The sequence below is a fragment of the Castellaniella sp. genome, from assembly GCF_036379515.1.
Classification (GTDB): Bacteria; Pseudomonadota; Gammaproteobacteria; order Burkholderiales; family Burkholderiaceae_B; genus Castellaniella.
Genome location: NZ_DASVGN010000007.1, coordinates 64,306 through 85,310, shown reverse-complemented (window position 1 = coordinate 85,310; position 21,005 = coordinate 64,306). Strand labels below are relative to the sequence as shown.

24 protein-coding genes are annotated in these 21,005 nt (G+C 63.1%); 15 read left to right on the top strand and 9 right to left on the bottom strand.

What is annotated here, in order from left to right:
- The first annotated feature begins 53 nt into the window (after nt 1–53).
- Together lptG and VF285_RS01880 are read left to right on the top strand one after the other, a co-directional pair.
- Nucleotides 54–1,229, top strand: coding sequence for an LPS export ABC transporter permease LptG (gene lptG / locus VF285_RS01885; protein ID WP_346950945.1), 1,176 nt, complete (start codon nt 54–56; stop codon nt 1,227–1,229).
- Nucleotides 1,226–2,047 carry a symmetrical bis(5'-nucleosyl)-tetraphosphatase gene (locus tag VF285_RS01880; RefSeq protein ID WP_346950909.1) on the top strand — a complete coding sequence of 274 codons (822 nt, stop codon included), beginning with the start codon at nt 1,226–1,228 and terminating at the stop codon, nt 2,045–2,047. The genes lptG and VF285_RS01880 overlap by 4 nt, the downstream gene beginning before the upstream one ends.
- A 10-nt stretch (nt 2,048–2,057) precedes the next feature.
- On the opposite strand, the gene VF285_RS01875 is transcribed toward VF285_RS01880, so the two are convergent.
- From VF285_RS01875 to VF285_RS01860, 4 genes are all read right to left on the bottom strand, one after another.
- On the bottom strand, nt 2,058–2,837 hold the full coding sequence (locus VF285_RS01875; protein WP_346950908.1) for a lysophospholipid acyltransferase family protein: 780 nt from the start codon (nt 2,835–2,837) through the stop codon (nt 2,058–2,060).
- 119 nt (nt 2,838–2,956) lie between these two features.
- Nucleotides 2,957–3,379 (bottom strand): Holliday junction resolvase RuvX, encoded by a 423-nt coding sequence (ruvX, locus tag VF285_RS01870; protein WP_346950907.1) that lies wholly within the window; start codon nt 3,377–3,379, stop codon nt 2,957–2,959.
- On the bottom strand, nt 3,372–3,968 hold the full coding sequence (locus VF285_RS01865) for a YqgE/AlgH family protein (RefSeq protein WP_346950906.1): 597 nt from the start codon (nt 3,966–3,968) through the stop codon (nt 3,372–3,374). The genes ruvX and VF285_RS01865 overlap by 8 nt, the downstream gene beginning before the upstream one ends.
- Before the next feature lie 68 nt (nt 3,969–4,036).
- On the bottom strand, nt 4,037–4,201 hold the full coding sequence (locus tag VF285_RS01860) for a rubredoxin (RefSeq protein ID WP_346950905.1): 165 nt from the start codon (nt 4,199–4,201) through the stop codon (nt 4,037–4,039).
- 111 nt (nt 4,202–4,312) lie between these two features.
- Between VF285_RS01860 and thiD the strand changes: the two genes are divergently transcribed.
- The 8 genes from thiD (at nt 4,313) to proB (ending at nt 11,505) form a co-directional block, all read left to right on the top strand.
- Nucleotides 4,313–5,122, top strand: coding sequence for a bifunctional hydroxymethylpyrimidine kinase/phosphomethylpyrimidine kinase (thiD, locus tag VF285_RS01855; RefSeq protein ID WP_346950904.1), 810 nt, complete (start codon nt 4,313–4,315; stop codon nt 5,120–5,122).
- Nucleotides 5,119–5,760 (top strand): thiamine phosphate synthase, encoded by a 642-nt coding sequence (gene thiE / locus VF285_RS01850; RefSeq protein WP_346950903.1) that lies wholly within the window; start codon nt 5,119–5,121, stop codon nt 5,758–5,760. Before thiD ends, thiE begins: the two co-directional genes overlap by 4 nt.
- Before the next feature lie 19 nt (nt 5,761–5,779).
- The gene (gene hemL / locus VF285_RS01845; protein ID WP_346950902.1) at nt 5,780–7,066 is read left to right on the top strand and encodes a glutamate-1-semialdehyde 2,1-aminomutase; all 1,287 of its coding nucleotides are present in this window, start codon (nt 5,780–5,782) and stop codon (nt 7,064–7,066) included.
- Between the two features lie 35 nt (nt 7,067–7,101).
- A complete protein-coding gene (gene argJ / locus VF285_RS01840) occupies nt 7,102–8,328 on the top strand; it encodes a bifunctional glutamate N-acetyltransferase/amino-acid acetyltransferase ArgJ (protein ID WP_346950901.1) in 1,227 nt (408 codons plus the stop codon).
- Between the two features lie 165 nt (nt 8,329–8,493).
- A complete protein-coding gene (rplU, locus tag VF285_RS01835; RefSeq protein ID WP_346950900.1) occupies nt 8,494–8,805 on the top strand; it encodes a 50S ribosomal protein L21 in 312 nt (103 codons plus the stop codon).
- A gap of 28 nt (nt 8,806–8,833) precedes the next feature.
- Nucleotides 8,834–9,094, top strand: coding sequence for a 50S ribosomal protein L27 (gene rpmA / locus VF285_RS01830; RefSeq protein WP_346950899.1), 261 nt, complete (start codon nt 8,834–8,836; stop codon nt 9,092–9,094).
- Between the two features lie 121 nt (nt 9,095–9,215).
- Entirely contained in the window at nt 9,216–10,328 is a 1,113-nt protein-coding gene (gene obgE / locus VF285_RS01825; RefSeq protein ID WP_346950898.1) for a GTPase ObgE, read from the top strand.
- Between the two features lie 7 nt (nt 10,329–10,335).
- The gene (proB, locus tag VF285_RS01820) at nt 10,336–11,505 is read left to right on the top strand and encodes a glutamate 5-kinase (RefSeq protein WP_346950897.1); all 1,170 of its coding nucleotides are present in this window, start codon (nt 10,336–10,338) and stop codon (nt 11,503–11,505) included.
- Here proB and VF285_RS01815 read toward each other — a convergent pair.
- Complete coding sequence (locus VF285_RS01815; protein WP_346950896.1) at nt 11,486–11,974, bottom strand: Lrp/AsnC ligand binding domain-containing protein; 489 nt, start codon at nt 11,972–11,974, stop codon at nt 11,486–11,488. The two genes, proB and VF285_RS01815, sit on opposite strands and share 20 nt — an antisense overlap.
- Nucleotides 11,975–12,179: 205 nt before the next feature.
- Between VF285_RS01815 and VF285_RS01810 the strand changes: the two genes are divergently transcribed.
- On the top strand, nt 12,180–13,472 hold the full coding sequence (locus VF285_RS01810; RefSeq protein WP_346950895.1) for a D-amino acid dehydrogenase: 1,293 nt from the start codon (nt 12,180–12,182) through the stop codon (nt 13,470–13,472).
- Here the strand turns inward: VF285_RS01810 and VF285_RS01805 are convergent.
- On the bottom strand, nt 13,436–13,813 hold the full coding sequence (locus tag VF285_RS01805) for a hypothetical protein (RefSeq protein ID WP_346950894.1): 378 nt from the start codon (nt 13,811–13,813) through the stop codon (nt 13,436–13,438). The genes VF285_RS01810 and VF285_RS01805 overlap by 37 nt on opposite strands.
- Nucleotides 13,814–13,908: 95 nt before the next feature.
- On the opposite strand from VF285_RS01805, the gene VF285_RS01800 reads away from it, so the two are divergent.
- On the top strand, nt 13,909–14,274 hold the full coding sequence (locus VF285_RS01800) for a helix-turn-helix transcriptional regulator (RefSeq protein ID WP_346950893.1): 366 nt from the start codon (nt 13,909–13,911) through the stop codon (nt 14,272–14,274).
- Between the two features lie 75 nt (nt 14,275–14,349).
- Here the strand turns inward: VF285_RS01800 and VF285_RS01795 are convergent, their stop codons facing one another.
- Nucleotides 14,350–15,033: an OmpA family protein gene (locus tag VF285_RS01795; protein WP_414648043.1), complete on the bottom strand. Its 684-nt coding sequence runs from the start codon at nt 15,031–15,033 to the stop codon at nt 14,350–14,352.
- A 201-nt stretch (nt 15,034–15,234) separates the two neighbouring features.
- On the opposite strand from VF285_RS01795, the gene VF285_RS01790 reads away from it, so the two are divergent.
- From VF285_RS01790 to mutY, 3 genes are read left to right on the top strand one after another with little or no spacing between them, the layout of a single operon-like run.
- Nucleotides 15,235–15,906, top strand: coding sequence for a cell division ATP-binding protein FtsE (locus VF285_RS01790; protein WP_346950892.1), 672 nt, complete (start codon nt 15,235–15,237; stop codon nt 15,904–15,906).
- Nucleotides 15,903–16,811: an ABC transporter permease gene (locus tag VF285_RS01785; RefSeq protein ID WP_346950891.1), complete on the top strand. Its 909-nt coding sequence runs from the start codon at nt 15,903–15,905 to the stop codon at nt 16,809–16,811. Before VF285_RS01790 ends, VF285_RS01785 begins: the two co-directional genes overlap by 4 nt.
- The gene (gene mutY, locus VF285_RS01780) at nt 16,811–17,863 is read left to right on the top strand and encodes an A/G-specific adenine glycosylase (RefSeq protein WP_346950890.1); all 1,053 of its coding nucleotides are present in this window, start codon (nt 16,811–16,813) and stop codon (nt 17,861–17,863) included. Before VF285_RS01785 ends, mutY begins: the two co-directional genes overlap by 1 nt.
- On the opposite strand, the gene rodA is transcribed toward mutY, so the two are convergent.
- Together rodA and mrdA are read right to left on the bottom strand one after the other, a co-directional pair.
- The gene (rodA, locus tag VF285_RS01775; protein ID WP_346950889.1) at nt 17,842–18,984 is read right to left on the bottom strand and encodes a rod shape-determining protein RodA; all 1,143 of its coding nucleotides are present in this window, start codon (nt 18,982–18,984) and stop codon (nt 17,842–17,844) included. The two genes, mutY and rodA, sit on opposite strands and share 22 nt — an antisense overlap.
- On the bottom strand, nt 18,981–21,005 hold the full coding sequence (gene mrdA / locus VF285_RS01770; RefSeq protein ID WP_346950888.1) for a penicillin-binding protein 2: 2,025 nt from the start codon (nt 21,003–21,005) through the stop codon (nt 18,981–18,983). The genes rodA and mrdA overlap by 4 nt, the downstream gene beginning before the upstream one ends.

The following is a 21,005-nucleotide window of genomic DNA, read 5'->3' as shown; positions in this document are numbered from 1 at the left end:
AAGAGAGCAGGGGCGATCGCGTTACTATGGGGGCTTTCATTGCCTCTTCTTCCATGCGCACGGCCCGACGCTACATCGCCCGCGAAATCTATCGCTCGACCGCCATCATTCTGATCGCGCTCGTGGGGCTGTTCATGTTCTTTGCGCTCATCGAGGGGCTGGACCGGGTCGGGGCCCACCTGACGCTGCTTGACCTGTTCTACCTGCAGACGCTGGAGCTGCCCAGCAACCTGTACGAGCTGCTGCCGATCGGCCTTCTGATCGGCGCCGTCCTGGCACTGGCCGGGCTCGCCCAACGCCACGAACTCACGATTCTGCGCGCCTCGGGCGTAAGCGGGTTGCGCCTGCTGGCGACACTTTGGCTGATTACGCTCCCCCTGGTGGCAGGTGCCTTCGTGCTGTCGGAATACATCACACCCGCGGCCGAAATCCAGGGCAGCGAATCGCGGCTGGCGCTTTTGGGCCGCACCGATGGCGGGCGCCTCGAGAGCGGCTACTGGTTCAAAGAGACAGACGCCCGAGGCGGTGACCGCATCATCAACATCCAGTCGCTCAGTGGCCAGGGCCGTGTCAGCGGCATCACCCTGTACGAATTCAACCACAACGAAAGCCTGGCCAGCTTCACTCAAGCCAAGACCGGTCGCTTCACGCACGGCAAGCTGGATCTGAGCGACCTGACCGAAACGCGTATCGAACCAGAATCCACCAGTGCGCTCTCCGATGCCAGCGCCCCCACGGCACCCATTGCAAAAGTCCTGCACCAGGACAAGCGCACCATCAACACCAGCCTGACGCCTGAACGACTCATCGCTCGCATCCTGACTCCAGAACGCATGTCGATTTCCGACTTGCTCGACTATATCCACTATCTGCAGGCCAACCATCTGCAGACGGACCGTCAGGAAGTCGCGCTGTGGCGCAAGATCGCCTATCCGTTCACACTGCTTGTGATGATGACCATTGCCGCACCCATAGGTTTCATGCAAACGCGGCGCGGTGGCGTGGGCCCCAAGGTGTTCCTGGGAATCATCCTGGGGGTGGGGTTCTTCATGCTCAACCAGCTGGCTCTCAACGCGGGCATGCTCGGTAACTGGCCCCCTTGGGCTACCGCGCTGGTCCCCAGCCTGGCGGGTCTGGCGCTGGCCCTGGCCGCCCTGCTGGCCATGGAGCATCGTCACCATGTGTCGCTGTGGCTGCGGCAACGCCGCCTGGAGCGCAGCCACTCATGACGGCAGCACGCGACGTCTGGGTCATCGGCGACGTCCAGGGCTGCGCGGGTGCGCTGCGGGCCCTGCTTGCACGCCCGGAGCTTTCGAACCCGGACGACGAAATCTGGTTTGCCGGCGATCTGGTCAACCGCGGCCCGGATTCCCTCGGCGCCCTGCGCCTGATTCAGGGACTGGGCTCGCGGGCCCGGGCCATTCTCGGTAATCACGACCTGCATCTCCTGGCCGTGGCGGCGGGAGTGCGCAAGCAAGGCAAGTCCGACACACTGAGCGACATCCTGCAGGCACCCGACGTGACTGCCCTGCTGGACTGGCTGCGCCACCGGCCGCTCCTGATCCGAGGTCATGGTCACATCATGGTGCACGCGGGCATCCTCCCAGCCTGGACCTTGGACCAAGCCGAGGCACTGGCACAAGAAATCGAGACCGCGCTGCAGGGCCCCCAGTGGCACAAGGCGATGGACGACCTCTACGGAGAAGAACCGCTCCAGTGGAACGATGCGCTGCGGGGCGCGGACCGCATGCGCGTGATCGTCAATGCGCTGACACGCATGCGCGTCTGCCACACCGACGGACGCATGGAATTCCGCTACAAGGGCGAGCTGGCGGACGCACCCGAAGGATTGCTGCCCTGGTTCGAACTGCCGGCACGCCGCGATCCAGGCGAACCCGTGGTGTTCGGTCACTGGTCGGCGCTGGGTCTGAACATCCGTGCGGACAGCATCTGCCTGGACACGGGCTGTGTCTGGGGGCGGCAACTGACCGCCCTGCGCCTACGCGACCACCACATCGTGCAGCAGAACTGCACGGAGTGCCGGTAGCCAGTTGGTTCTATTGCTCCGTACCCCGACCAGGCGTCACAGCGGGGCCCTCTCCCGAGGGCAAAATCTTTTGCCGGATCGCAGCTCGCGCCTGATGCGCCAAGGTGCCCCGCTGCGATTGTGCCGAAACCGGGATGAGCGGTAAAAACTCGCACTCCACCCTCACCCGCGTCGCTCCCAGCAGCCACCAAAGGTTGGCGACCAAGGTCTGCTCGCCCACGAAGGCCAGCTCGGGCGCGCGCCGCGCCCCGCGCATGAACCGCAGCGCCACAGGTTGCACGGCGACTTGCGCCTGAACGGCCGCGTCGAAGAGTCCCGCATGGAACGGCAGCAGATCCAGGCCCTCGGTGGTGGTGCCCTCCGGAAAGAGCCCCACCGCATCGCCCTGCGTGAAACAATCCTGCATCTGCTGGCTTGCCTGGCGTACCGCCTGCCGATGCCCGCGATCGATGAATAACGTCCCGGCCCAGGCCACCAGCAGTCCGATCACCGGCCAGCGCCGAATGTCGCTCTTGGCCACGAAAGAGGTCGTGCGCACGCTATTGAACGCAAAGATATCCACCCAGGACACGTGATTCGACACCCACAGAACCGGCCCCTGCAACACGGGTTGCCCCATGACTTGCAGGTGCACGCCGCACAAGACCATCAGCCCTCGCGACCAGCCGCGCACGACCGAACGCCGCGCAGAACGCCGTAAAGCCGGAAACACCAACAGCTCGGTGGCCAGCCCCAACACGATCCAGACGATCACGGCCACCGCACGAATCACGAACAGAAAGAGCGCCACCGGATACCCCGCCTACGAATGAAGTGAGGCCGTACACCTCCTGGGCTGCAAAGGCTTGCAGACACCAAAAATGGACAGCACAATTGGTGCGCCATGATAACCGGTGGGGGTACGACGGCTTAGGGCAGACTGTCGAGATGGCGCTGCAGGATGATGGCGGCCGCCATGGCGTCATCGTCCGATCCGGACGCCAGCAAGCCCTGAGCCTCGACGCTGGAGCCCCGCTCGTCGACAAGAATCACGGGGACATGAAAACGTCCCTCGATCTGATGCGCAAACCGCCGACTCTGCTGCGATGCGGGTTGCTCTTCTCCCGCGAGGGTGAGCGGCAGGCCCACCACCACCGCATCGGGTTGCCATTGGGCGAGCACCGCCGCCACCTGATCAAAGCGTGCTGCCCGGGTCTCAGACCGCAGGATACAGAGGGGCCGGGCGTGAGCGGTCAAGGTGTTGCCAATGGCCACGCCGATCTTCTTCAGGCCGTAATCGAACGCCAGCAGGGTTTGTTCTACGGCCGGCCCGTGCCCGGCAGCTTCAGGCATGCCCCGCGTCGCCCGTCAGCATCGAAGAGCGGATTCCCAGCTGCGCCAGCGCTGCGTCGTAGCGTTCGTCGGCCGGTGTGTCGAAGAGGATTACGTTCGAGGCCAGGACATTGAGCCAGGCATTGCGGGCAAGTTCGTCTTCGAGTTGCCCCGCGCCCCAGCCGGCATAGCCCAGCGTGACCAGAAGATGTTCCGGCCCATGGCCATCAGCCACGTCCTGGAGCACGTCGCGCGACGTGGTGAGCGCCACATCGTCACCCAGCGGGATGCTGGAGTTGTAGGCGCGTTGCGGCACATGCAGCACGAAGCCGCGATCGGTCTGCACCGGCCCGCCAAAAAAGACCGGCGCCTTTTCAATCGGGCCAATCTCGAGCGACAGTTTGAGATCGATGCGCTGCAGCAGATCACCGACAGTCAGATCCGTCGGGCGATTGACCACCAGCCCCAGCGCGCCATGTTCGGTGTGCTCACAGACATAAATGACCGTATTGGCCAGTTCGCCGGATACTCTGCCCGGCATGGCCAGCAGAAATTGCCTCGACAGGTCGATGTGCGGTCGATTTTCGGCAGCATGCGATTCGGTTGTCATGGCAACTCCTCAACGGCCACATGGCCTGCTTACCTAGTGTACCGTCTGGCCAACCCAAATACCGGGATTCAAATCTCGATCAGTTCAAAATCCTCTTTTCGGGCGCCACACTCGGGACAGACCCAATTGGGAGGAACATCTTCCCAGCGGGTGCCCGGCGCAATGCCATCCGCGGGATACCCTGCCGCCTCATCGTAAATCCAGCCGCACACCAGACACATCCAGGTTCGCATGGAATTTGCCTCACCTATATCGCTCGCCGCCATGGTCACAGACCGCATCCATTAGAATGGAGGCCATAGTACACAACTTGCCGGCGCACAGGCCGACGCGCAATCCGCACAATGGCTGTCCTCGATCTACCGGCTACGCCGCTCCCCCTGATTTTCGGCCCGCTGGACCCAAGCGGCGCAAGTAACCTGCCCGCCGACGCAGTCATCTGCGCCCAGTTGGGGACTCACGCCGCCTCGGTGGTCACGGCAATCCACGTGCAGGACACCACCGGGGTGGAATCCATCCAGCGGCTGTCTCCGGAGCTCGTGGACGACCAGGCCCGGTGCCTGCTCGAAGACATGGCGATCGGCGCCCTGAAGATCGGCCCTCAATACGATCCTGAAACCATCTCTGTGCTCGCCCAGATCACGGCCGATTACAGTGCGCTGCCGCTCGTGTTGCAACTCTCCAACCCGCCCCCGGTACCGGACGTCGAGACCCTGGATGCCGAAGAAACCGTCAGCGCCCTGGTGGAATTGCTTGTACCGCAAGCCCTGATGGCCGTCGTGGATGCGGGCCTTCTGGAGCTTTGGGCGGGCCAGGGTCTCTTGTCGTCCTCTCGCGCCAGCTCTCCCATCGAAGCCCTGCACGATTTCGGCGTTTCTCATGTGCTGTGCAGCAATGCAGCCCTGAGTCCCGAGCTCAATGGGATCACTCTGTACTCGCGCGGGCAGCCCAGCCGTCGCTGGCCCTGGGCCGCGCCCAGTGTGCGCGTCAGCGACGCCGAAGGCCTGCTCGCGACCATCCTGACCTGCCTGCTGGCCCGCGGCGAAGACCCGCAGGCAGCCGCGCGACAGGCCGTTACGGCCTCCGGTGCCATGCTCTCACGGCATTTTCACCCCGGCATGGGGCAACGTATTCTGCTGCACACGACACCATGAATCCACTGCGTTTTCCCCGAGGCCTCTACGGCATCACACCCGACTGGGACGACACCGAGCGCCTTTTGGGCGCCATCGAACAAGCGCATGCGGGCGGCATGGTGGCGCTGCAATGGCGACGCAAGCATGGGACCCAAAGTGCGTTGCGGGCCCAGGCGCGCGAAGTGCACGCGCTCTGTCTGCGCCTGGGCCTGATCTTCATCATCAATGACGATTGGCGCCTGGCCGCCGACCTGGACGCCGACGGGGCTCACATCGGGCGTGACGACGGTGCCGTTGCCCAGGCCAGGCAGGCCCTGGGCGCAGACAAATTGCTGGGCTGTTCCTGCTACGACAGGCCGGATCTCGCCCGAGAACGGCTATGCGAAGACGTGGATCTGATCGCATTCGGTGCCATCTATCCGTCCCCGACCAAGCCCGAGGCCGAACACGCCACGCTGGATCACATCCGAGCCGGGCACGACCTGGTGCGCGGTCTTTCCCCTCGCCCGGCCGTCTGTGCCATCGGCGGCCTCACCCCAGAAAACTCCGCTGCCGTGATTGCGGCCGGTGCCGACAGCCTGGCTGTCATCAGCGCCGTATTCGAGGCGCCCGACATTCGAGCTGCCGCGCAACGCTTCTCGGCGCTTTTTCTCTGATTTTTATACGGATATCGTCATGTCCCGCAACACAGAACTCTTCGAACGCGCCTGTCGCGCCATCCCGGGTGGGGTGAATTCGCCCGTGCGCGCCTTTCGCTCCGTGGGCGGCACTCCGCCCTTTATCGCGCGGGCACGTGGACCCTACATGTGGGACGCCGAAGGCACCCGCTACATCGACTACATAGGCTCCTGGGGTCCGGCGATCCTTGGCCACGCCGACCCCGAGGTAGTTCAGGCGGTACAGCAGGCAGCCGAGGGCGGCCTGTCGTTTGGCGCGCCCACCGAAGCCGAGGTCGAAATCGCCGAGGCCATCATTGCGCGCATGCCTTCCATCGAGCAGGTGCGGTTGGTGAGTTCAGGCACCGAGGCCACCATGTCGGCCATCCGGCTCGCCCGCGGCTACACCGGCCGTCCCAAGATCATCAAGTTCGAGGGCTGCTACCACGGGCACGCCGACAGCCTGCTCGTGAAAGCCGGCTCCGGCATGCTGACCTTCGGCAACCCGACCTCGGCCGGGGTACCGCCCGAATTCGTGCAGCACACGCTGGTTCTGGACTACAACGACCTCGCGGCCGTCGAAGCCGCCTTCCGGCAATATCCCGAAGAGATCGCCTGCATCATCGTGGAGCCCATTGCCGGCAACATGAACATGGTGCGACCCGCGGCCGGGTTCCTGCAGGGTTTGCGCACGTTGTGCACGCAATACGGTGCGGTCCTGATCTTCGACGAAGTCATGACCGGCTTTCGGGTGGGGCCGCAAGGGGTGCAGGGGCTCACGGGGATCAAGCCCGACTTGACCACGCTGGCCAAGATCATTGGCGGCGGCATGCCCGTAGGGGCTTTCGGTGGGCGGCGCGACATCATGGAACAGATCGCCCCGCTGGGCGCGGTTTACCAGGCCGGCACCCTGTCCGGAAATCCGGTCGCCGTGGCTGCAGGGCGCGTCACCTTGCGACGCCTGGCACAACCGGGGTTCTACGAAGCGCTGCATCAACACACCGGCGAGCTCGTGCAAGGCCTGGTGGAGCGGGCGCGCGCCCACGACGTGGCGTTCTCGGCCGATTGGCAGGGCGGGATGTTCGGCCTGTATTTTCGCGACACGCCGCCCACCAGTCTGGCGGAGGTCTCCGCCTGCAATCTGGAAGCCTTCAAACAGTTCTTCCATGGCATGCTGGCCGCAGGGGTGCACTTTGCACCTTCGGCGTTCGAGGCAGGCTTCGTATCGGCAACGCATGACTCTGCGGTGATCCAGGCGACGCTGGATGCTGCGGACCGGGTGTTTGCCCGCATGATTCAGCACTAGAATTGCAGCTTTGAACCTGATCCCCACCTCGCGACATGGCCATCAACCTTGACATCCCGGCGCGTGACGCCGTCTTCCCCGTCCCCGGCATTCGCATCGGCATGGCCGAAGCGGGCGTGCGCAAGGCCAACCACCGCGACCTAACTGTGCTGCTGCTCGACGAAGGCACCACCGTCGCCGGCGTCTTCACGCAGAACCGCTTCCGAGCCGCCCCCGTTCAGGTGTGCGAACGGCACCTGTCCTCGGGATCGGCCATCCGGGCACTGGCCATCAATACGGGCAACGCCAACGCCGGGACGGGTACCGCCGGACTGCAGGCTTCAGACGCCACTTGTCAGGCTCTTGCGGGGCAATTGGGCCTGAAGGCGGATCAGATCCTGCCGTTTTCGACGGGCGTCATCCTGGAACCGCTGCCCGTGGATCGCATCATCGCCGCCCTGCCGGCGGCGGTGGCAAGTGCCCGCGCCGACCATTGGTTCGAAGCGGCGCACAGCATCATGACCACTGACACGCAGCCCAAGATCCACTCGGCGCGCGTCGAGCTCGCCGGACAGGCCGTGACCGTGACCGGCATTGCCAAGGGCGCGGGCATGATTCACCCCAACATGGCCACCATGCTGGGATTCCTGGGCACGGACGCCGGCTTGCCAGCCGAGCTGCTGCACACCCTGGCCAAACGGATCGCCGACCGGTCCTTCAACCGCATCACCGTGGACGGCGATACCTCCACCAACGATTCTTTCATCATCATGGCGACCGGGGCCAGCGGGATGCACATCACCTCGGAAGCAGACCCTCGATTCGCCGCGCTGGAGCAGGCGCTGACCCATGCGGCACGCGACTTGGCCCAGAAGATCGTGCGCGACGCCGAAGGCTCGACCAAATTCATGACCATCCAGGTGGAAGAAGCCGGCAACACGGCTGAAGCCCTGCAGGTGGCCTACGCCATTGCCCATTCGCCACTGGTCAAGACGGCGTTTTTTGCGTCCGATCCGAACCTGGGCCGCATCCTGTGCGCAATCGGATATTCGGGTGTGCCTGACCTGGATGTCTCGAAGATCACGCTCTGGCTGGGGGATGTGCGCGTCGCCTGCAACGGTGGTCGCGACCCGGGCTATCAAGAAGCCGACGGCCAGCGCATCATGGCCGCACCTGAAATCCTGGTGCGCGTAGCCCTGGGGCGCGGCCAGGCAAGCGACACCGTTTACACCTGCGACCTTTCGCACGAATATGTGAGCATCAACGCCGATTACCGCTCCTGAAGTGCGTGATATCAAAATGTGTGCGCCAGCCCTTTGATTTGACAAGGTAATTCTGTATATAATGCAGGGCTTGGCGTTTGCTCTACCTATAGGCTTGCGCCATTTTGCAATGTCAGCGCCTTGCAGATCGTCTGCCGGGCTTGGCAAATTCTTTAGGAATCCCCCATGTACGCGGTCATAAAAACCGGCGGCAAACAGTATCGTGTTTGCGCTGGCCAAAAACTGAAAATCGAACAGATACCGGCTGACATTGGGCAAGAAATTTCGCTTGACCAGGTGTTGTCGGTGGGCGAAGGCGAGTCGCTGAAAATCGGCGCGCCTTTCGTTGCTGGTGCCTCGGTCAAAGCTACCGTTCTTGCGCAAGGCCGTCACGACAAGGTCACCATCTTCAAGATGCGCCGTCGCAAGCACTATCAGAAGCATCAAGGCCATCGCCAGAACTACACTGAAATCCGCATCGAAACCGTTGCGGCCTGATTCCGGCCATCGCATTTAGGAGCTCATCATGGCACACAAAAAAGGCGGCGGCTCGACTCGCAACGGCCGCGATTCCGAATCGAAACGACTGGGCGTGAAGGTGTTCGGCGGCCAGGCAATCCTGGCAGGCGGCATCATCGTTCGCCAACGCGGCACGCAGTTTCACCCGGGCGTGAACGTCGGTATCGGCAAGGACCACACGCTGTACTCGCTGGTCGACGGCAAGGTACGTTTCGCAGTGAAGGGCGCGCAGAACAAGCGCACCGTCATTGTCGAATCTGCCAGCTGATCGCACCGACGCGACAGAGGGCCCTGCCAACTGGCAGGGCCTTTTTTTATTAGAATGAAAACTGCAGTTCCACACGGAACCTGCAACCTACCCGCCGTCTGACGCGGCGTTGGATTCCACCATGAAATTCGTAGACGAAGCCACCATAGAAGTCGTCGCTGGCAAAGGCGGCAACGGTGTCGCGAGCTTCCGCCGGGAAAAATTCATTCCCATGGGCGGCCCGGACGGCGGCGACGGAGGCCGGGGCGGTTCCATCATCGCCGTGGCCGATCGCAACATCAACACGCTGATCGACTACCGCTACGCCCGCCTGCACCGGGCCAAGAACGGCGAAAACGGGCACGGCTCAGACCGATACGGCGCCGGGGCTGACAACATCACGCTGCGCATGCCTGTAGGCACCACCATTCTGGATGCTGAAACAGGAGAACAGCTGTTCGACCTGGATCGCCATGGCGAACGCGTCACCCTCGCTGCCGGAGGCGCAGGGGGCCTGGGCAACCTGCACTTCAAGTCCAGCACGAACCGGGCACCACGCCAGTGCACCCCGGGGCGCGAAGGCGAGCAGCGCAAGCTGCGATTGGAGCTCAAGGTACTGGCCGATGTGGGCCTGCTGGGCATGCCCAACGCGGGCAAGTCCACCCTGATCACCAAAGTCTCGAACGCACGCCCCAAGATCGCCGATTACCCCTTCACCACGCTGCACCCCAATCTGGGGGTGGTGCGCACCTCTGCGTCCCACAGCTTCGTCATTGCCGACATCCCTGGGCTTATCGAAGGGGCATCCGAAGGCGCCGGGCTGGGGCATCTGTTCCTGCGCCACCTGAGCCGCACACGCGTGCTGCTGCACCTGCTGGACGTCTACTCGCCCGATCCTGACGTCGACGCCTGCGCCCAGGCGGCAAAAGACGCGCGAGCCATCGCTCTGGAACTCGAGCGCTACAGCCCTGAACTGGCCGCCAAACCGCGCTGGCTGGTCCTCAACAAGATCGACATGGTCGAAGACCCGGCCGCCGTGCAAGCTCGCATCTGCACGGAACTGAACTGGACCGGCCCGGTGTTTGGAATCTCGGCGCTGACCGGCGACGGCACGCAAGCGCTCACGGGCGCACTGCAGGCCTGGCTCGACGAGCAGCTGCGCACCGCTCATGCGCACGACGACGATCCGCGCTTTGCCTCACCCGATTCCGCCGAACAAGACCCCCAGACGCCCTCTTCCGACGACACTCTCTGATTTCTCCATGGCTCACCCTGCTCCCGGGCCTTCGGTTGCCCACACTGCCCACCGGCTGGTCCTGAAGGTCGGTTCCTCCCTGGTCACCAACGAAGGCCGAGGCATCGACCTGGAGGCCGTCGAGCAATGGGCGGCACAGATCGCCGGGCTGCACGCCGAGGGCCGGCAAATAGTGCTGGTCTCCAGCGGCGCGATTGCCGAAGGCATGGCCCGTCTGGGCTGGCCGCGCCGCCCCAGCACCATGCCCGAGCTGCAGGCGGCCGCTGCCGTGGGTCAGATGGGGCTCATCCAGGCCTACGAATCCGCCTTTGCCCGGCATGGCATTCGCACGGCGCAAATTCTGCTCACGCACGAAGATCTGTCGCACCGCCGCCGCTACCTGAATGCGCGCAGCACGCTCAACACTTTGCTGAGCCTGGGAGTCGTGCCCATCGTCAACGAGAACGACACCGTCGTCACGGACGAGATCCGCGTGGGCGACAACGATACGCTGGGGGCTCTGGTCACCAACCTCATCGAAGCCCACGTTCTCATCATCCTGACTGACCAGCCGGGGCTCTACAGCGCCGACCCCCGCAAGAACCCCGAGGCCGAGTTCATCCACCACGGCCAGGCGGGCGACCCGGCTCTGGAAGCCATGGCCGGCGGCTCGGGGAGTGCCATCGGCACGGGTGGAATGCTGACCAAGGTACTGGCCGCACGCCGAGCTGCCAACAGCGGTGGCCACACCATTATTGCCTCGGGCCGTGAACCGGCCGTACTGCAGCGGCTCGCCGCCGGTGAGGCCATCGGTACCGAGCTACGCGCCGTGCTGCCGATGCGTTCGGCCCGCCAGCGGTGGCTCGCCAACCACCTGCGCCTGCGCGGTCGGGTCACACTGGACGCGGGTGCCGTGCGGGCACTGACGCAAGGCCATCACAGCTTGCTGCCGGTCGGCGTCATCGCAGTCGAAGGCGACTTCGACCGAGGCGACGTCGTGGCCTGCGTGGACGAACACGGGGTCGAGTGCGGTCGTGGCCTCATCAATTATTCGTCCGCCGACACTGCGCGCATCCTGCGCCAGCCCAGCAACCGGATCGCCGACATCCTGGGCCATCTGACCGACCCCGAGCTGATTCATCGGGACAACCTGGTGGTGGTGCGCACACGCACCGCCATCACTTCTGCGCAGGAATGAAAGACGTCTCCTTGACTTCTTCCATCACCACGCAGCTCTTGGTCTGCGTCACCCCCGGCAAACGCAGGAGAATGTCGCCCAGAAGGTTGCGGTACTGACCGATTTCCTTGATGCGCGCCTTGATCATGTAATCGAAGTCGCCCGAGACCAGGTGACATTCGAGCACCTGCGGCACGCACAGCACTTCGCGGCGAAATTCTTCAAACGTGCGCTCGGACTTGCTGGACATGGTGATTTCGACGAAGACCAGCAGACCCGCATCCAGCGCTGCCGGCGATACCTGTGCGTGATACCCCCGGATGACACCGTCGCGTTCCAGCCGCCGCACGCGCTCGATGCAGGGAGTCACCGTCAAGCCCACCGCATCGGCCAATTCGGTCATGGAGAGCCGCCCATTTTGCTGCAACAGGTCTAGAACGCGGCGATCAATCTTGTCCAAGGCATGGGTTGATTCTTTCTGAATCCGCATGATTTTCTCCGTGGCAACGACCCGGCTCCGGCGACTGTTTTGGCTGCTTTCCAGGACCGAACGCGCCGCACCAGCATTTCGTCCTGCCGCTCGCTGATTAGCAGCTTAATACCCATTGTATTTCATGGAAATGTGATTTTTCCATAAAAAATTAACCAGACAAATCGCCTACCATAATGAAAAATTCATTGTGATGAGGCGCATCATGAAGGTTCTGGTTCTGGGTGGCGGTGTCGTAGGGGTCACGAGCGCCTACTACCTGGCTCGCCAAGGGCACGAAGTCACCGTCGTCGACCGCGAATCCGACACTGCCGAAGAAACCAGCTTTGGCAATGCCGGGCAACTTTCCTTCGGATATTCATCTCCGTGGGCGGCTCCAGGCATTCCGTTCAAGGCGCTCAAATGGATGTTTCAGCAGGATTCCCCACTGACCATCCGTCCCGACGGCAGCTTCGCGCAAATCAAATGGCTGCTGCAGATGTGGCGCAACTGCACGCCCGAGCGGTATGCACTGAATAAAGAACGCATGCTGCGGATGTCCGCCTACAGCCGTCAGTGCCTGCACGATCTGCAGTCCGACACCGGCATCCGGTTCGAAGGACGCCGCCAAGGCACATTGCAGGTCTTCCGCACGCAAAAGCAGATGGACACTGCCCAGATCGACGTGCAGGCGCTCAGCGACGCGGGCGTCTCGTTCGAGCTGGTGGATGGTGATCACCTCACACAATACGAACCGGCCCTGGCTCAGGTCCGCCACAAACTGGTGGGCGGGCTGCGCACGCCTGACGACGAAACAGGCGATTGCCGCCTCTTCACCCATGCACTCACGCGTCTTGCACAAGACCTGGGCGTTCAGTTCCGCTACCAAGAGACCATTCAGTCACTGCAACGGACGGGCGGACGCATCACCGGGGTGAAATGCGCTTCGGGGTTGCTCCAGGCCGATGCCTACGTCGTCGCGCTGGGGTCGTATTCTCCGCTGCTGCTACGCGGCATCGTCGACATCCCTGTCTACCCCATGAAGGGCTATTCCATCACGGTGGACATTGCCGACGAACAGCGTGCCCCGGTGTCCACCCTGCTGGACGAAACCTACAAGGTAGCCGTCACCCGGTTCGATCAGCGCATTCGGGTCGGCGGCATGGCGGAAGTCGTAGGCTACGACAAGACGCTCAACCCGCGTCGCCAGCACACGCTGGAACTGGTGCTCAACGACTTGTTCCCCGGCAGCTATACCCCTGGCAACGTGCATTTCTGGACGGGCCTGCGCCCCAAGACCCCTGACAGCACACCGATCGTGGGGGCCACTGCGCTGGACAATCTGTACCTGAACACAGGCCATGGCACGCTGGGCTGGACGATGTCATGCGGCAGCGGCCGTCTGCTTGCCGATGTCGTGTCGGGGCGTGCCACGGCGATTCGCAGCGACGACCTGAGCGTGGCCCGCTACCACACCGTCAATCAGACCACCCAGCAGTATCGGGCCGCCACGCGCTGAATCGGGATCGTCAGGCCCAGCTTGCGCGCCCTGGCGCGCAAGCGCCCGACCACGACAGGGATATTTGCCGTCGCCCTGAGCGGGCGGTTGGCGGGGGCGTCCCAGGCTTGCAGAGCCACCTGCACCAGCGTGTCGGGATGCGCCTCGTTGTGCACAGCCTCGAAGAGATGCTGCACCAGGGCGCGCTCCACTCGCGTCAACGGCACACACTTCCCCTGATCATGCACCAGAAGCCAGGCGCTCGAACGCGGTGCCCAGGCGTCGTGCGCCAGCTGCCACGAACCAAGGCACAAGGTCTTGCCAGCAGAGGTCACGGGGGCAGCCCGGGGCGAGAGGTCCATGGCTATCGATCGTAGCGGGCCTCCTGCGGCAGGTCAATCACAAATGTGATAATGATAATCACCAATGTGCTTGATGTTTTCTGTCCAATGATCGGGTGGATACCTTTGCCAGCCGACTCAAGTACGCCCGAACCCTGCGACATCTGTCACAGGCGGCGCTGGCACGCAAGTGTGGCCTGTCGCAAAGCGCCATTGCCAGCTATGAGCGCGGCACGCGCAAGGAGCCCAGCAAGATACTGGCGCTTGCAAGCGCGCTGGAAGTCAATGCCCATTGGCTGGGCGAGGGGCAGGGACCCACGTTTCCCGTGCAGCCTGCGGGACTGTCACTGGGCGAAACCACTTGGCCGTTCAGGTCCATCAACCCTCAGCTGTTCTGGTCACTACCCCTGAGCGACCGCGAGGCGGCTGAACGGGCGCTTGCCACCTTCATCGACGGGCTGCTCAAGGCGCGAACACCTTGAGCCTGCGTCCAGGAAGACAGCCCAAATCCAGGATGCCCCCGCGACCCACTGGCGCCGCGGCGGCGTCTCGTAGCATCATTGTTTGACTGCGTACAGGAACAGCTCGACTCGACGGTTCAAGGCGCGCCCTTCAGGCGTGTTGTTGTCGCCGACCGGATTGGCCGACCCCAGGCCCTCGGCCGTCAGCCGGCTGCCGGCAACGCCCTGGCTCGCCAGATACTGTGTGACCGCCGATGCTCGCCGTTGCGAAAGCGGCATATTGATTGCATTCGTACCGGTGCTGTCGGTGTAGCCAATGGCCTTCGCCCGCAGTTCGGGGTGCTCGTTCAAGGCCTTGGCCACGCTGTCGAGCACGGGCAGCAACGCTGGCTTGAGCTGAGCCTGATTCGTGTCGAAGGACACATTGCTGGGGATGTTGACCTTCAGTGAACCATCCGGCATTTCGATGACGGCCACGCCCAGGCTGGATGCGCCGGATTTTTCCACATCCTGTTTTACGCTCTTCCAGTTGTACCCCACCAAGCCACCGACCACGCTGCCAAGGCCCGCTCCGATCAACGCACCCTGCCCGTGACCGATCAAGGCGCCGATGCCGGCACCTACTGCGGCCCCCGCGCCTGCTCCCACGGCCGTGTGCTGGCCCTGCGGCGTCATGTTGGCACAGGCCGTCAGAAACACCAGGCTACCGACAGTGGCCACCCGGGCCACCTGATACCCGATAGAGTGATGCGAAGCGGATGGATAAGCCAATGCAACCATTGTTGTTCTCCTTGGAGACGAAGAATTCATAGCGTAGCAAGTTGAATCAGACCTTGAGTAAAAGGATGTATCAAGCACACCCGGAATACAATTCCTCGAGCCTCTGAATCATCGCTGCCCGCCCCGGCGTCTCGCTTGGGCCGGCAACCAGTAGAATGGTTCGGAGCCCCCTTTGGACACCGCGTCGCACACAGGGTCTGCATGATCGAATTTCAGCATGTCTTCAAGTCGTTCGGCCGCAGCCGCAACATTCTGGCAGACGTCAATTTCAACATTGACGCCGGTGAATTCATCTTCGTGTCGGGGCCGTCCGGCGCCGGGAAATCCACGCTGCTCAAGCTGGTTGGCGGGCTCGAGCACCCAAGCCGGGGCTCGGTGACCGTCAACGGTCACCGCACCGACCAGCTTGCGGCGCGCGCGCAGCCCTACCTGCGGCGAACCGTGGGGCTGATCCTGCAGGATGCCCACCTGCTCTTTGACCGCACGGCGTTCGACAACGTGCTGCTGCCGCTGCAGGTGCAGGGGCTCGACGGCAGCATGGCAGCGACCCGTGCCCGCGCCGCCATGGAAAAGGTCGGCTTGCGCGGCAAAGAAGACCTGCATCCCATTGAGATGTCGGGCGGCGAACAGCAACGGCTCGCCATGGCCCGGGCCATCGTCGGACGGCCTGCCATCCTGATTGCTGACGAACCGACGGCCAATCTGGACCACGCCAATGCCGTGCGCATCATGGACGTATTTCGGGACTTCAACCGCGTAGGCGTGACGACCCTGATCGCCTCTCACGACACCGATCTCATGGCGCATTACGCACAGCGCACCCTGCACATCGCCGAGGGCCGCTTCAACGATACTCCGGGAGTCCCAGCATGAACCGCTGGCTGAGCCACCACCGCTACGCTCTCCGGGTCGCACTGCACCGGCTGCGGCTGCATCCGTTCTCATCAGCCGCCAACATCGTGATCATTTCGCTGATGCTTACCGTCCCCATCCTGGGCGCGGCCGTCCTCGAATCCAGCCAGCCGCTGGCGCGTCAACTTGCCGTCACACCCGAGCTGACGCTCTTCCTTGCACCCCATACCAGCAGCGCCGATCAGCAAACCCTGCTTGCCCGCATCCAGAAAGAATCGGGCAGCAAGATCAACCAGGTGCGCCTGCTGCCGCGCGATCAGGCCATGGCGCAGTTGCGCGCCGACCCGGCCTGGGCGCAGGCGCTGGATGCCCTGCCCGAAAACCCGCTGCCGGATGCCATCATCGTCACGCTGAAAGACTCGACTGCGCCTGCTCAGGAAGCAGCAGCCCTCACGCAGACGTGGCAGCAATGGCCAGGCGTCGCCCGTGTGCAAATGGACAGCGAGTGGGTGCGGCGGCTTGAATCCCTGCTGTCCTTCGTGCGCATGGGGCTGGGGCTCCTTGCCATCGCAGTAGGCATCGTGGTGCTCGCGACCGTCTTCAACACCGTGCGCCTGCAGGCACTCACCCAGCGCGAAGAAATCGCAGTCGCGCGGCTGGTGGGGGCTACCGAGTCCTTCGTGCGACGTCCGTTCCTGTATCTGGGGGCACTCACCGGCTTCGCCTCCAGCCTCCTTGCCATCGCACTGGCGGATCTTGCTTTGATTCCCCTGAACACCATCCTGGGCAACTTTGCGCACAGCTACGGCATTCAGTGGGCCATCCATCTACCCGCCAGCTCCGACCTATTGCTCTGGGGAATCCTGATTGTCATCCTGGGTGCCGTCGCCGCAAGACTCTCGGTCACTCGCCACACCCGATTCTGATGGGCCCCGCATCGCGTATCGCGGCCTGGCAACGCCAGTCGGGACGCCATGGGCTTCCGTGGCAGTCCACCCGTGACCCTTATCGGATCTGGCTTTCAGAGGTCATGCTGCAGCAGACACAGGCTGCCACGGTGGTGCCCTATTACCAGAGATTCCTGCTCGAATTCCCGAATGTGGCAACCCTGGCCAACGCCCCGCTGGACGCCGTATTGCGAGCCTGGGCAGGCCTGGGGTATTACGCCCGGGCGCGCAACCTGCATCGCTGTGCGCAAACCATTCGCGACCACCACCACGGGCAGTTTCCAGTGAGTGCCGCCGCATTGTCCGAGTTGCCAGGTATCGGTGCCTCCACCGCAGCAGCCATTGCCGCTTTTTCCTTTGGTGAACGGGCTGCCATCCTGGACGGCAATGTGCGCCGTGTGCTGGCACGCTATTACGCTCTGGACGGCGACCCCACCAGCGCCGCCGCCACCCGCCAGCTCTGGACCTGGGCACAGGCGTGGCTGGATCAGGCGCCTGTCGACCTGGACATGGGCGCCTATACCCAAGGGCAGATGGACCTGGGGGCTACCGTATGCACGCGCAGCGCCCCCGATTGCCCTCATTGCCCTTTGTTCGATACCTGCGAAGCGAGGCGCCAGGGACGGCAGCAGGAGCTGCCTCACCCTCGGGCACGCCGCGCGCAGCCAGAACGCCGCTGCCACATCTTGCTGGCCGAATGCGGCGACACGCTATTGCTGCAGCACCGTCCTCCACAGGGGGTCTGGGGGGGGCTCTGGTCTTTGCCCCAGTTCGACACTGACCACGAACTGCAGGACTTCTGCCGTCATGGCGGGCCCCCACAGGCGCTGCAGCCCATGGCGGCCTTCGAGCACGTATTCACCCATTTTCGGCTGCACCTGCAACCCTGGCATCTGCAAACAGAACAGTGGATGCCATCCGGCGAGCAGGGCGAACATGCCTGGGTCGGCGCGACGCAGCTGGCGGAACTCGGAATGCCCGCCCCCATCAGCCGACTGCTGGAGAGTTTCTACGTGTCCCGCTGCGGCTGATGTGAGCCTATGCTCATGAGCAGGCCGCAGGCCACGCCCAGCGTGATGAGAGCAGTCCCTCCGTAACTCATGAACGGCAGGGGTATCCCCACCACCGGCAGGATGCCGGTCACCATGCCCACATTCACGAACACATAGACGAACATCATCATGGACATCGCGCCTCCGACCAGGCGCCCGAACTGCGTGGGTGCGCGCACCGTAATCGAGAGGCCACGCAGCACCAGCAAGGCATACAAGGCCAACAGGGCCACCCCCCCATACAGGCCGAATTCTTCAGCAAAGACGGCAAAGATGAAGTCCGTCATGCGCTCGGGGATGAAATCCAGGTGCGATTGCGTGCCCTGCATGTAGCCCTTGCCGTATACGCCCCCCGAACCGACGGCAATCATGGACTGGATCGTATGAAAGCCTTTGCCCAGTGGATCCATCCCCGGGTTGAGCAGCACGCAAATGCGGTTCTTCTGGTATTCGTGCAGCACGACCCAATTCACGTCCGGCTCACAAATCTGGCCCTCGTGTGTGACCAGGGTGCCCAGTCCGATCCCCAGCACCAACACGACAGGGATCAGCAACTTGAAGGACAGACCGCCAAAATACATGACGCAAAAGCCTGAAGCCAGTACCAGCATGGCCGTGCCAAGATCAGGCTGCTCGATGATGAGGGCGGCCGGGATGAGCAGCAGGAACGCCGCCACACAAAAATCGCGAGCCCGGATGCGACTGAGAGATTGGCGCTCGAAATACCACGCCAGCATGAGCGGCACGGCGATTTTCATGATCTCCGAAGGCTGAATCCGCGCGACTCCGATATTGAGCCAGCGCGTGGCGCCCTTGCTGGTCACACCAAAAAGTGCCACCGCCACCAGCAACGCAATGCCCAGCAGGTAGACATAGGGAGCACACTTCAGGATGACTCGAGGCTGAAGCACGGCCACGATCCACATCACCACGAAGGCAATCAAAAAATTGCGGAACTGATCTGCGAACCGGGGATCAGCATCCCCCACGGCCGAATGCATGGTGGCCATGCCCACCATCGCCATCACGGCCAGCAGCGCCAGCAAGGGCCAATCCAGCGCCGCAAACATGCGGCGCACAGCCAGGACCATCAGTTTCATGGGGTATTCTCCTGGACGCCCTCGGCAGGTTCGTCGCTCCCGTCGGGCAAGGGCGCGGGCTCGGGCGATTCTTCGTCATCGGGCGCAGGGGCGGCTTCTGGCTCGGAACCGGCCTTGATCAAGGTCTTGCCAGCGGCCTGCTCGGCCTGCAGTTTTTGCTGCCGAGCCGCGACGCGTGCCGGGTCCAGCCAATAATCAAAGACCTTGCGCGCAATCGGTGCAGCCACGGATGCACCCCAGCCGCCATTTTCCACGATCAGGGCCACGGCAATCTGGGGATCGTCGGCAGGCGCATAGGCCATGAAGAGCGCGTGATCCCGCAGGCGCTCATCCACGGAATGCGCCCGGTACTTGGCGCCCTTCAGGCTGTAGACCTGGGCCGTCCCCGTCTTGCCGGCCGCCTGGTAGGGCGCCCCCAGGAACGCCTGGCGCGCGGTCCCCTGGCGCACCACGTCTATCATCGCATCTTTGACGATCTTGAGATTTTTGGGGTCCAGCTTGATCGTGTATTCAGGCCCCGTCACCGGATAACTGAAGCGACCCGTCACCGGGTTGATGATACGGCGCACGAGGTGTGGCTTCATGTACACACCATTGTTGGCCAGCACGGAGGTGGCCTGCGCCAATTGCAGCAAAGTGAATGCGTTGTAGCCCTGGCCCACGGCCACAGAAACAGTCTCACCCTGATACCAGTGCTGTTGGGCGGGCTTCTTGTACATCTTGCGCTTCCAGGCCCGCGAGGGCAGGACTCCACGCCGTTCGCCATCCAGATCGATGCCGGTGATCTGGCCAAAGCCAAACTGCTTGGTGAAATCGTGCAGTTTGTCGACGTCCATGATGGCACCGAGCGAAAAGAAGTAGACGTCTGACGACTTCACGATCGCCTTGTGCATGTCGGTAGGCCCATAGACGGCCCCGGCTGCATTGCGAAACTTCTGGCCGGCCAGCTCGAAATATCCCGGATCAGGAATCAGCTCGGTCGGCGAACGCAAACCCATCTGCAGCGCCGCCAGCGCGACGAACGGCTTGTAAGTCGAGCCGATCGGATAGGTACTGTAGAGCGGGCGATCGATGAGTGGATGGTCAGGCGAATCGTTCAGCTTCTTCCAGTTTTCAACGTCGATCCCATCGACGAACAGGTTGGGGTCGAAGGAAGGGGATGAGACAAAGGCCAGCACTTCGCCCGTCTTGGGTGCAATGGCCACCAGTGCGCCCCGCTTGCCCTGGAACTGTTCTTCAGCAAGCTTCTGCAGGCCAATGTCCAACGAAAGCTCCAGGTTCGAACCTGGAATCGGATCGGTACGGCTGAGCTCGCGCACGGGGCGGCCTCCCGCCGTCACCTCGAGCTCTTCGACTCCGGTGCGGCCATGCAAGGCGCGCTCCCAGGTCTTCTCGATGCCCTTCTTGCCCATCACCTGGGTGCCGCGATAGTTGCCGGCCTGTCCCGTGTCTTCGAGATGTTGTTCGTCTTCCTCGGAAATCCGGCCCACGAAACCCACCACGTTCGCGGCCGTTTCATGTTCAGGGTAATACCGTACCCAGCGCGCCTCCAGATCCACGCCCGGAAATTGATACGCGTGCGCCGCAAACCAGGAGGCCTCGATTTCATTGAGGTTGTTGCGCAGCAGCACCGGCGCATAGCGGCCACTTTGCTGATACAAGCGCAGAAATTTGCGACGATCGCCGGCACTGATGTAGACGAGCTCGCCCAGGTGATCGAGCATGGCGTCGATGTTGCCTTGCACGCGCGAGCGCGTCACGACCAGCGTGTAGTCACGCTCGTTGCGCGCCATGACCACGCCGTCGCGATCCATGATCTGCCCGCGGCGAGGAGGAATCGGCACGATGGCAATGCGATTTTGCTCCGCACGCGCCGACAGATTGTCGTAGCGCACCACCTGCAAAAACCACAGACGTCCCACCAGCACCAGCAGGAAGACCACCGCAAACAGCCCCGCCACCCAGGCACGCAGCAGAACGGTCTGGCGCTGATGCTGGCTGGTCTTGTGAAACTCAAACAT

What these genes read in the sequence shown, in the direction of transcription:
- lptG (WP_346950945.1), top strand. Translation starts at nt 54, where the DNA reads ATGCGCACGGCCCGACGCTACATCGCCCGCGAAATCTATCGCTCGACC.
- VF285_RS01880 (WP_346950909.1), top strand. Translation starts at nt 1,226, where the DNA reads ATGACGGCAGCACGCGACGTCTGGGTCATCGGCGACGTCCAGGGCTGC.
- ruvX (WP_346950907.1), bottom strand. Translation starts at nt 3,379, where the DNA reads ATGCCTGAAGCTGCCGGGCACGGGCCGGCCGTAGAACAAACCCTGCTG.
- VF285_RS01865 (WP_346950906.1), bottom strand. Translation starts at nt 3,968, where the DNA reads ATGACAACCGAATCGCATGCTGCCGAAAATCGACCGCACATCGACCTG.
- VF285_RS01860 (WP_346950905.1), bottom strand. Translation starts at nt 4,201, where the DNA reads ATGCGAACCTGGATGTGTCTGGTGTGCGGCTGGATTTACGATGAGGCG.
- thiD (WP_346950904.1), top strand. Translation starts at nt 4,313, where the DNA reads ATGGCTGTCCTCGATCTACCGGCTACGCCGCTCCCCCTGATTTTCGGC.
- thiE (WP_346950903.1), top strand. Translation starts at nt 5,119, where the DNA reads ATGAATCCACTGCGTTTTCCCCGAGGCCTCTACGGCATCACACCCGAC.
- hemL (WP_346950902.1), top strand. Translation starts at nt 5,780, where the DNA reads ATGTCCCGCAACACAGAACTCTTCGAACGCGCCTGTCGCGCCATCCCG.
- argJ (WP_346950901.1), top strand. Translation starts at nt 7,102, where the DNA reads ATGGCCATCAACCTTGACATCCCGGCGCGTGACGCCGTCTTCCCCGTC.
- rplU (WP_346950900.1), top strand. Translation starts at nt 8,494, where the DNA reads ATGTACGCGGTCATAAAAACCGGCGGCAAACAGTATCGTGTTTGCGCT.
- rpmA (WP_346950899.1), top strand. Translation starts at nt 8,834, where the DNA reads ATGGCACACAAAAAAGGCGGCGGCTCGACTCGCAACGGCCGCGATTCC.
- obgE (WP_346950898.1), top strand. Translation starts at nt 9,216, where the DNA reads ATGAAATTCGTAGACGAAGCCACCATAGAAGTCGTCGCTGGCAAAGGC.
- proB (WP_346950897.1), top strand. Translation starts at nt 10,336, where the DNA reads ATGGCTCACCCTGCTCCCGGGCCTTCGGTTGCCCACACTGCCCACCGG.
- VF285_RS01815 (WP_346950896.1), bottom strand. Translation starts at nt 11,974, where the DNA reads ATGCGGATTCAGAAAGAATCAACCCATGCCTTGGACAAGATTGATCGC.
- VF285_RS01810 (WP_346950895.1), top strand. Translation starts at nt 12,180, where the DNA reads ATGAAGGTTCTGGTTCTGGGTGGCGGTGTCGTAGGGGTCACGAGCGCC.
- VF285_RS01805 (WP_346950894.1), bottom strand. Translation starts at nt 13,813, where the DNA reads ATGGACCTCTCGCCCCGGGCTGCCCCCGTGACCTCTGCTGGCAAGACC.
- VF285_RS01795 (WP_414648043.1), bottom strand. Translation starts at nt 15,033, where the DNA reads ATGGTTGCATTGGCTTATCCATCCGCTTCGCATCACTCTATCGGGTAT.
- VF285_RS01790 (WP_346950892.1), top strand. Translation starts at nt 15,235, where the DNA reads ATGATCGAATTTCAGCATGTCTTCAAGTCGTTCGGCCGCAGCCGCAAC.
- VF285_RS01785 (WP_346950891.1), top strand. Translation starts at nt 15,903, where the DNA reads ATGAACCGCTGGCTGAGCCACCACCGCTACGCTCTCCGGGTCGCACTG.
- mutY (WP_346950890.1), top strand. Translation starts at nt 16,811, where the DNA reads ATGGGCCCCGCATCGCGTATCGCGGCCTGGCAACGCCAGTCGGGACGC.
- rodA (WP_346950889.1), bottom strand. Translation starts at nt 18,984, where the DNA reads ATGAAACTGATGGTCCTGGCTGTGCGCCGCATGTTTGCGGCGCTGGAT.
- mrdA (WP_346950888.1), bottom strand. Translation starts at nt 21,005, where the DNA reads ATGTTTGAGTTTCACAAGACCAGCCAGCATCAGCGCCAGACCGTTCTG.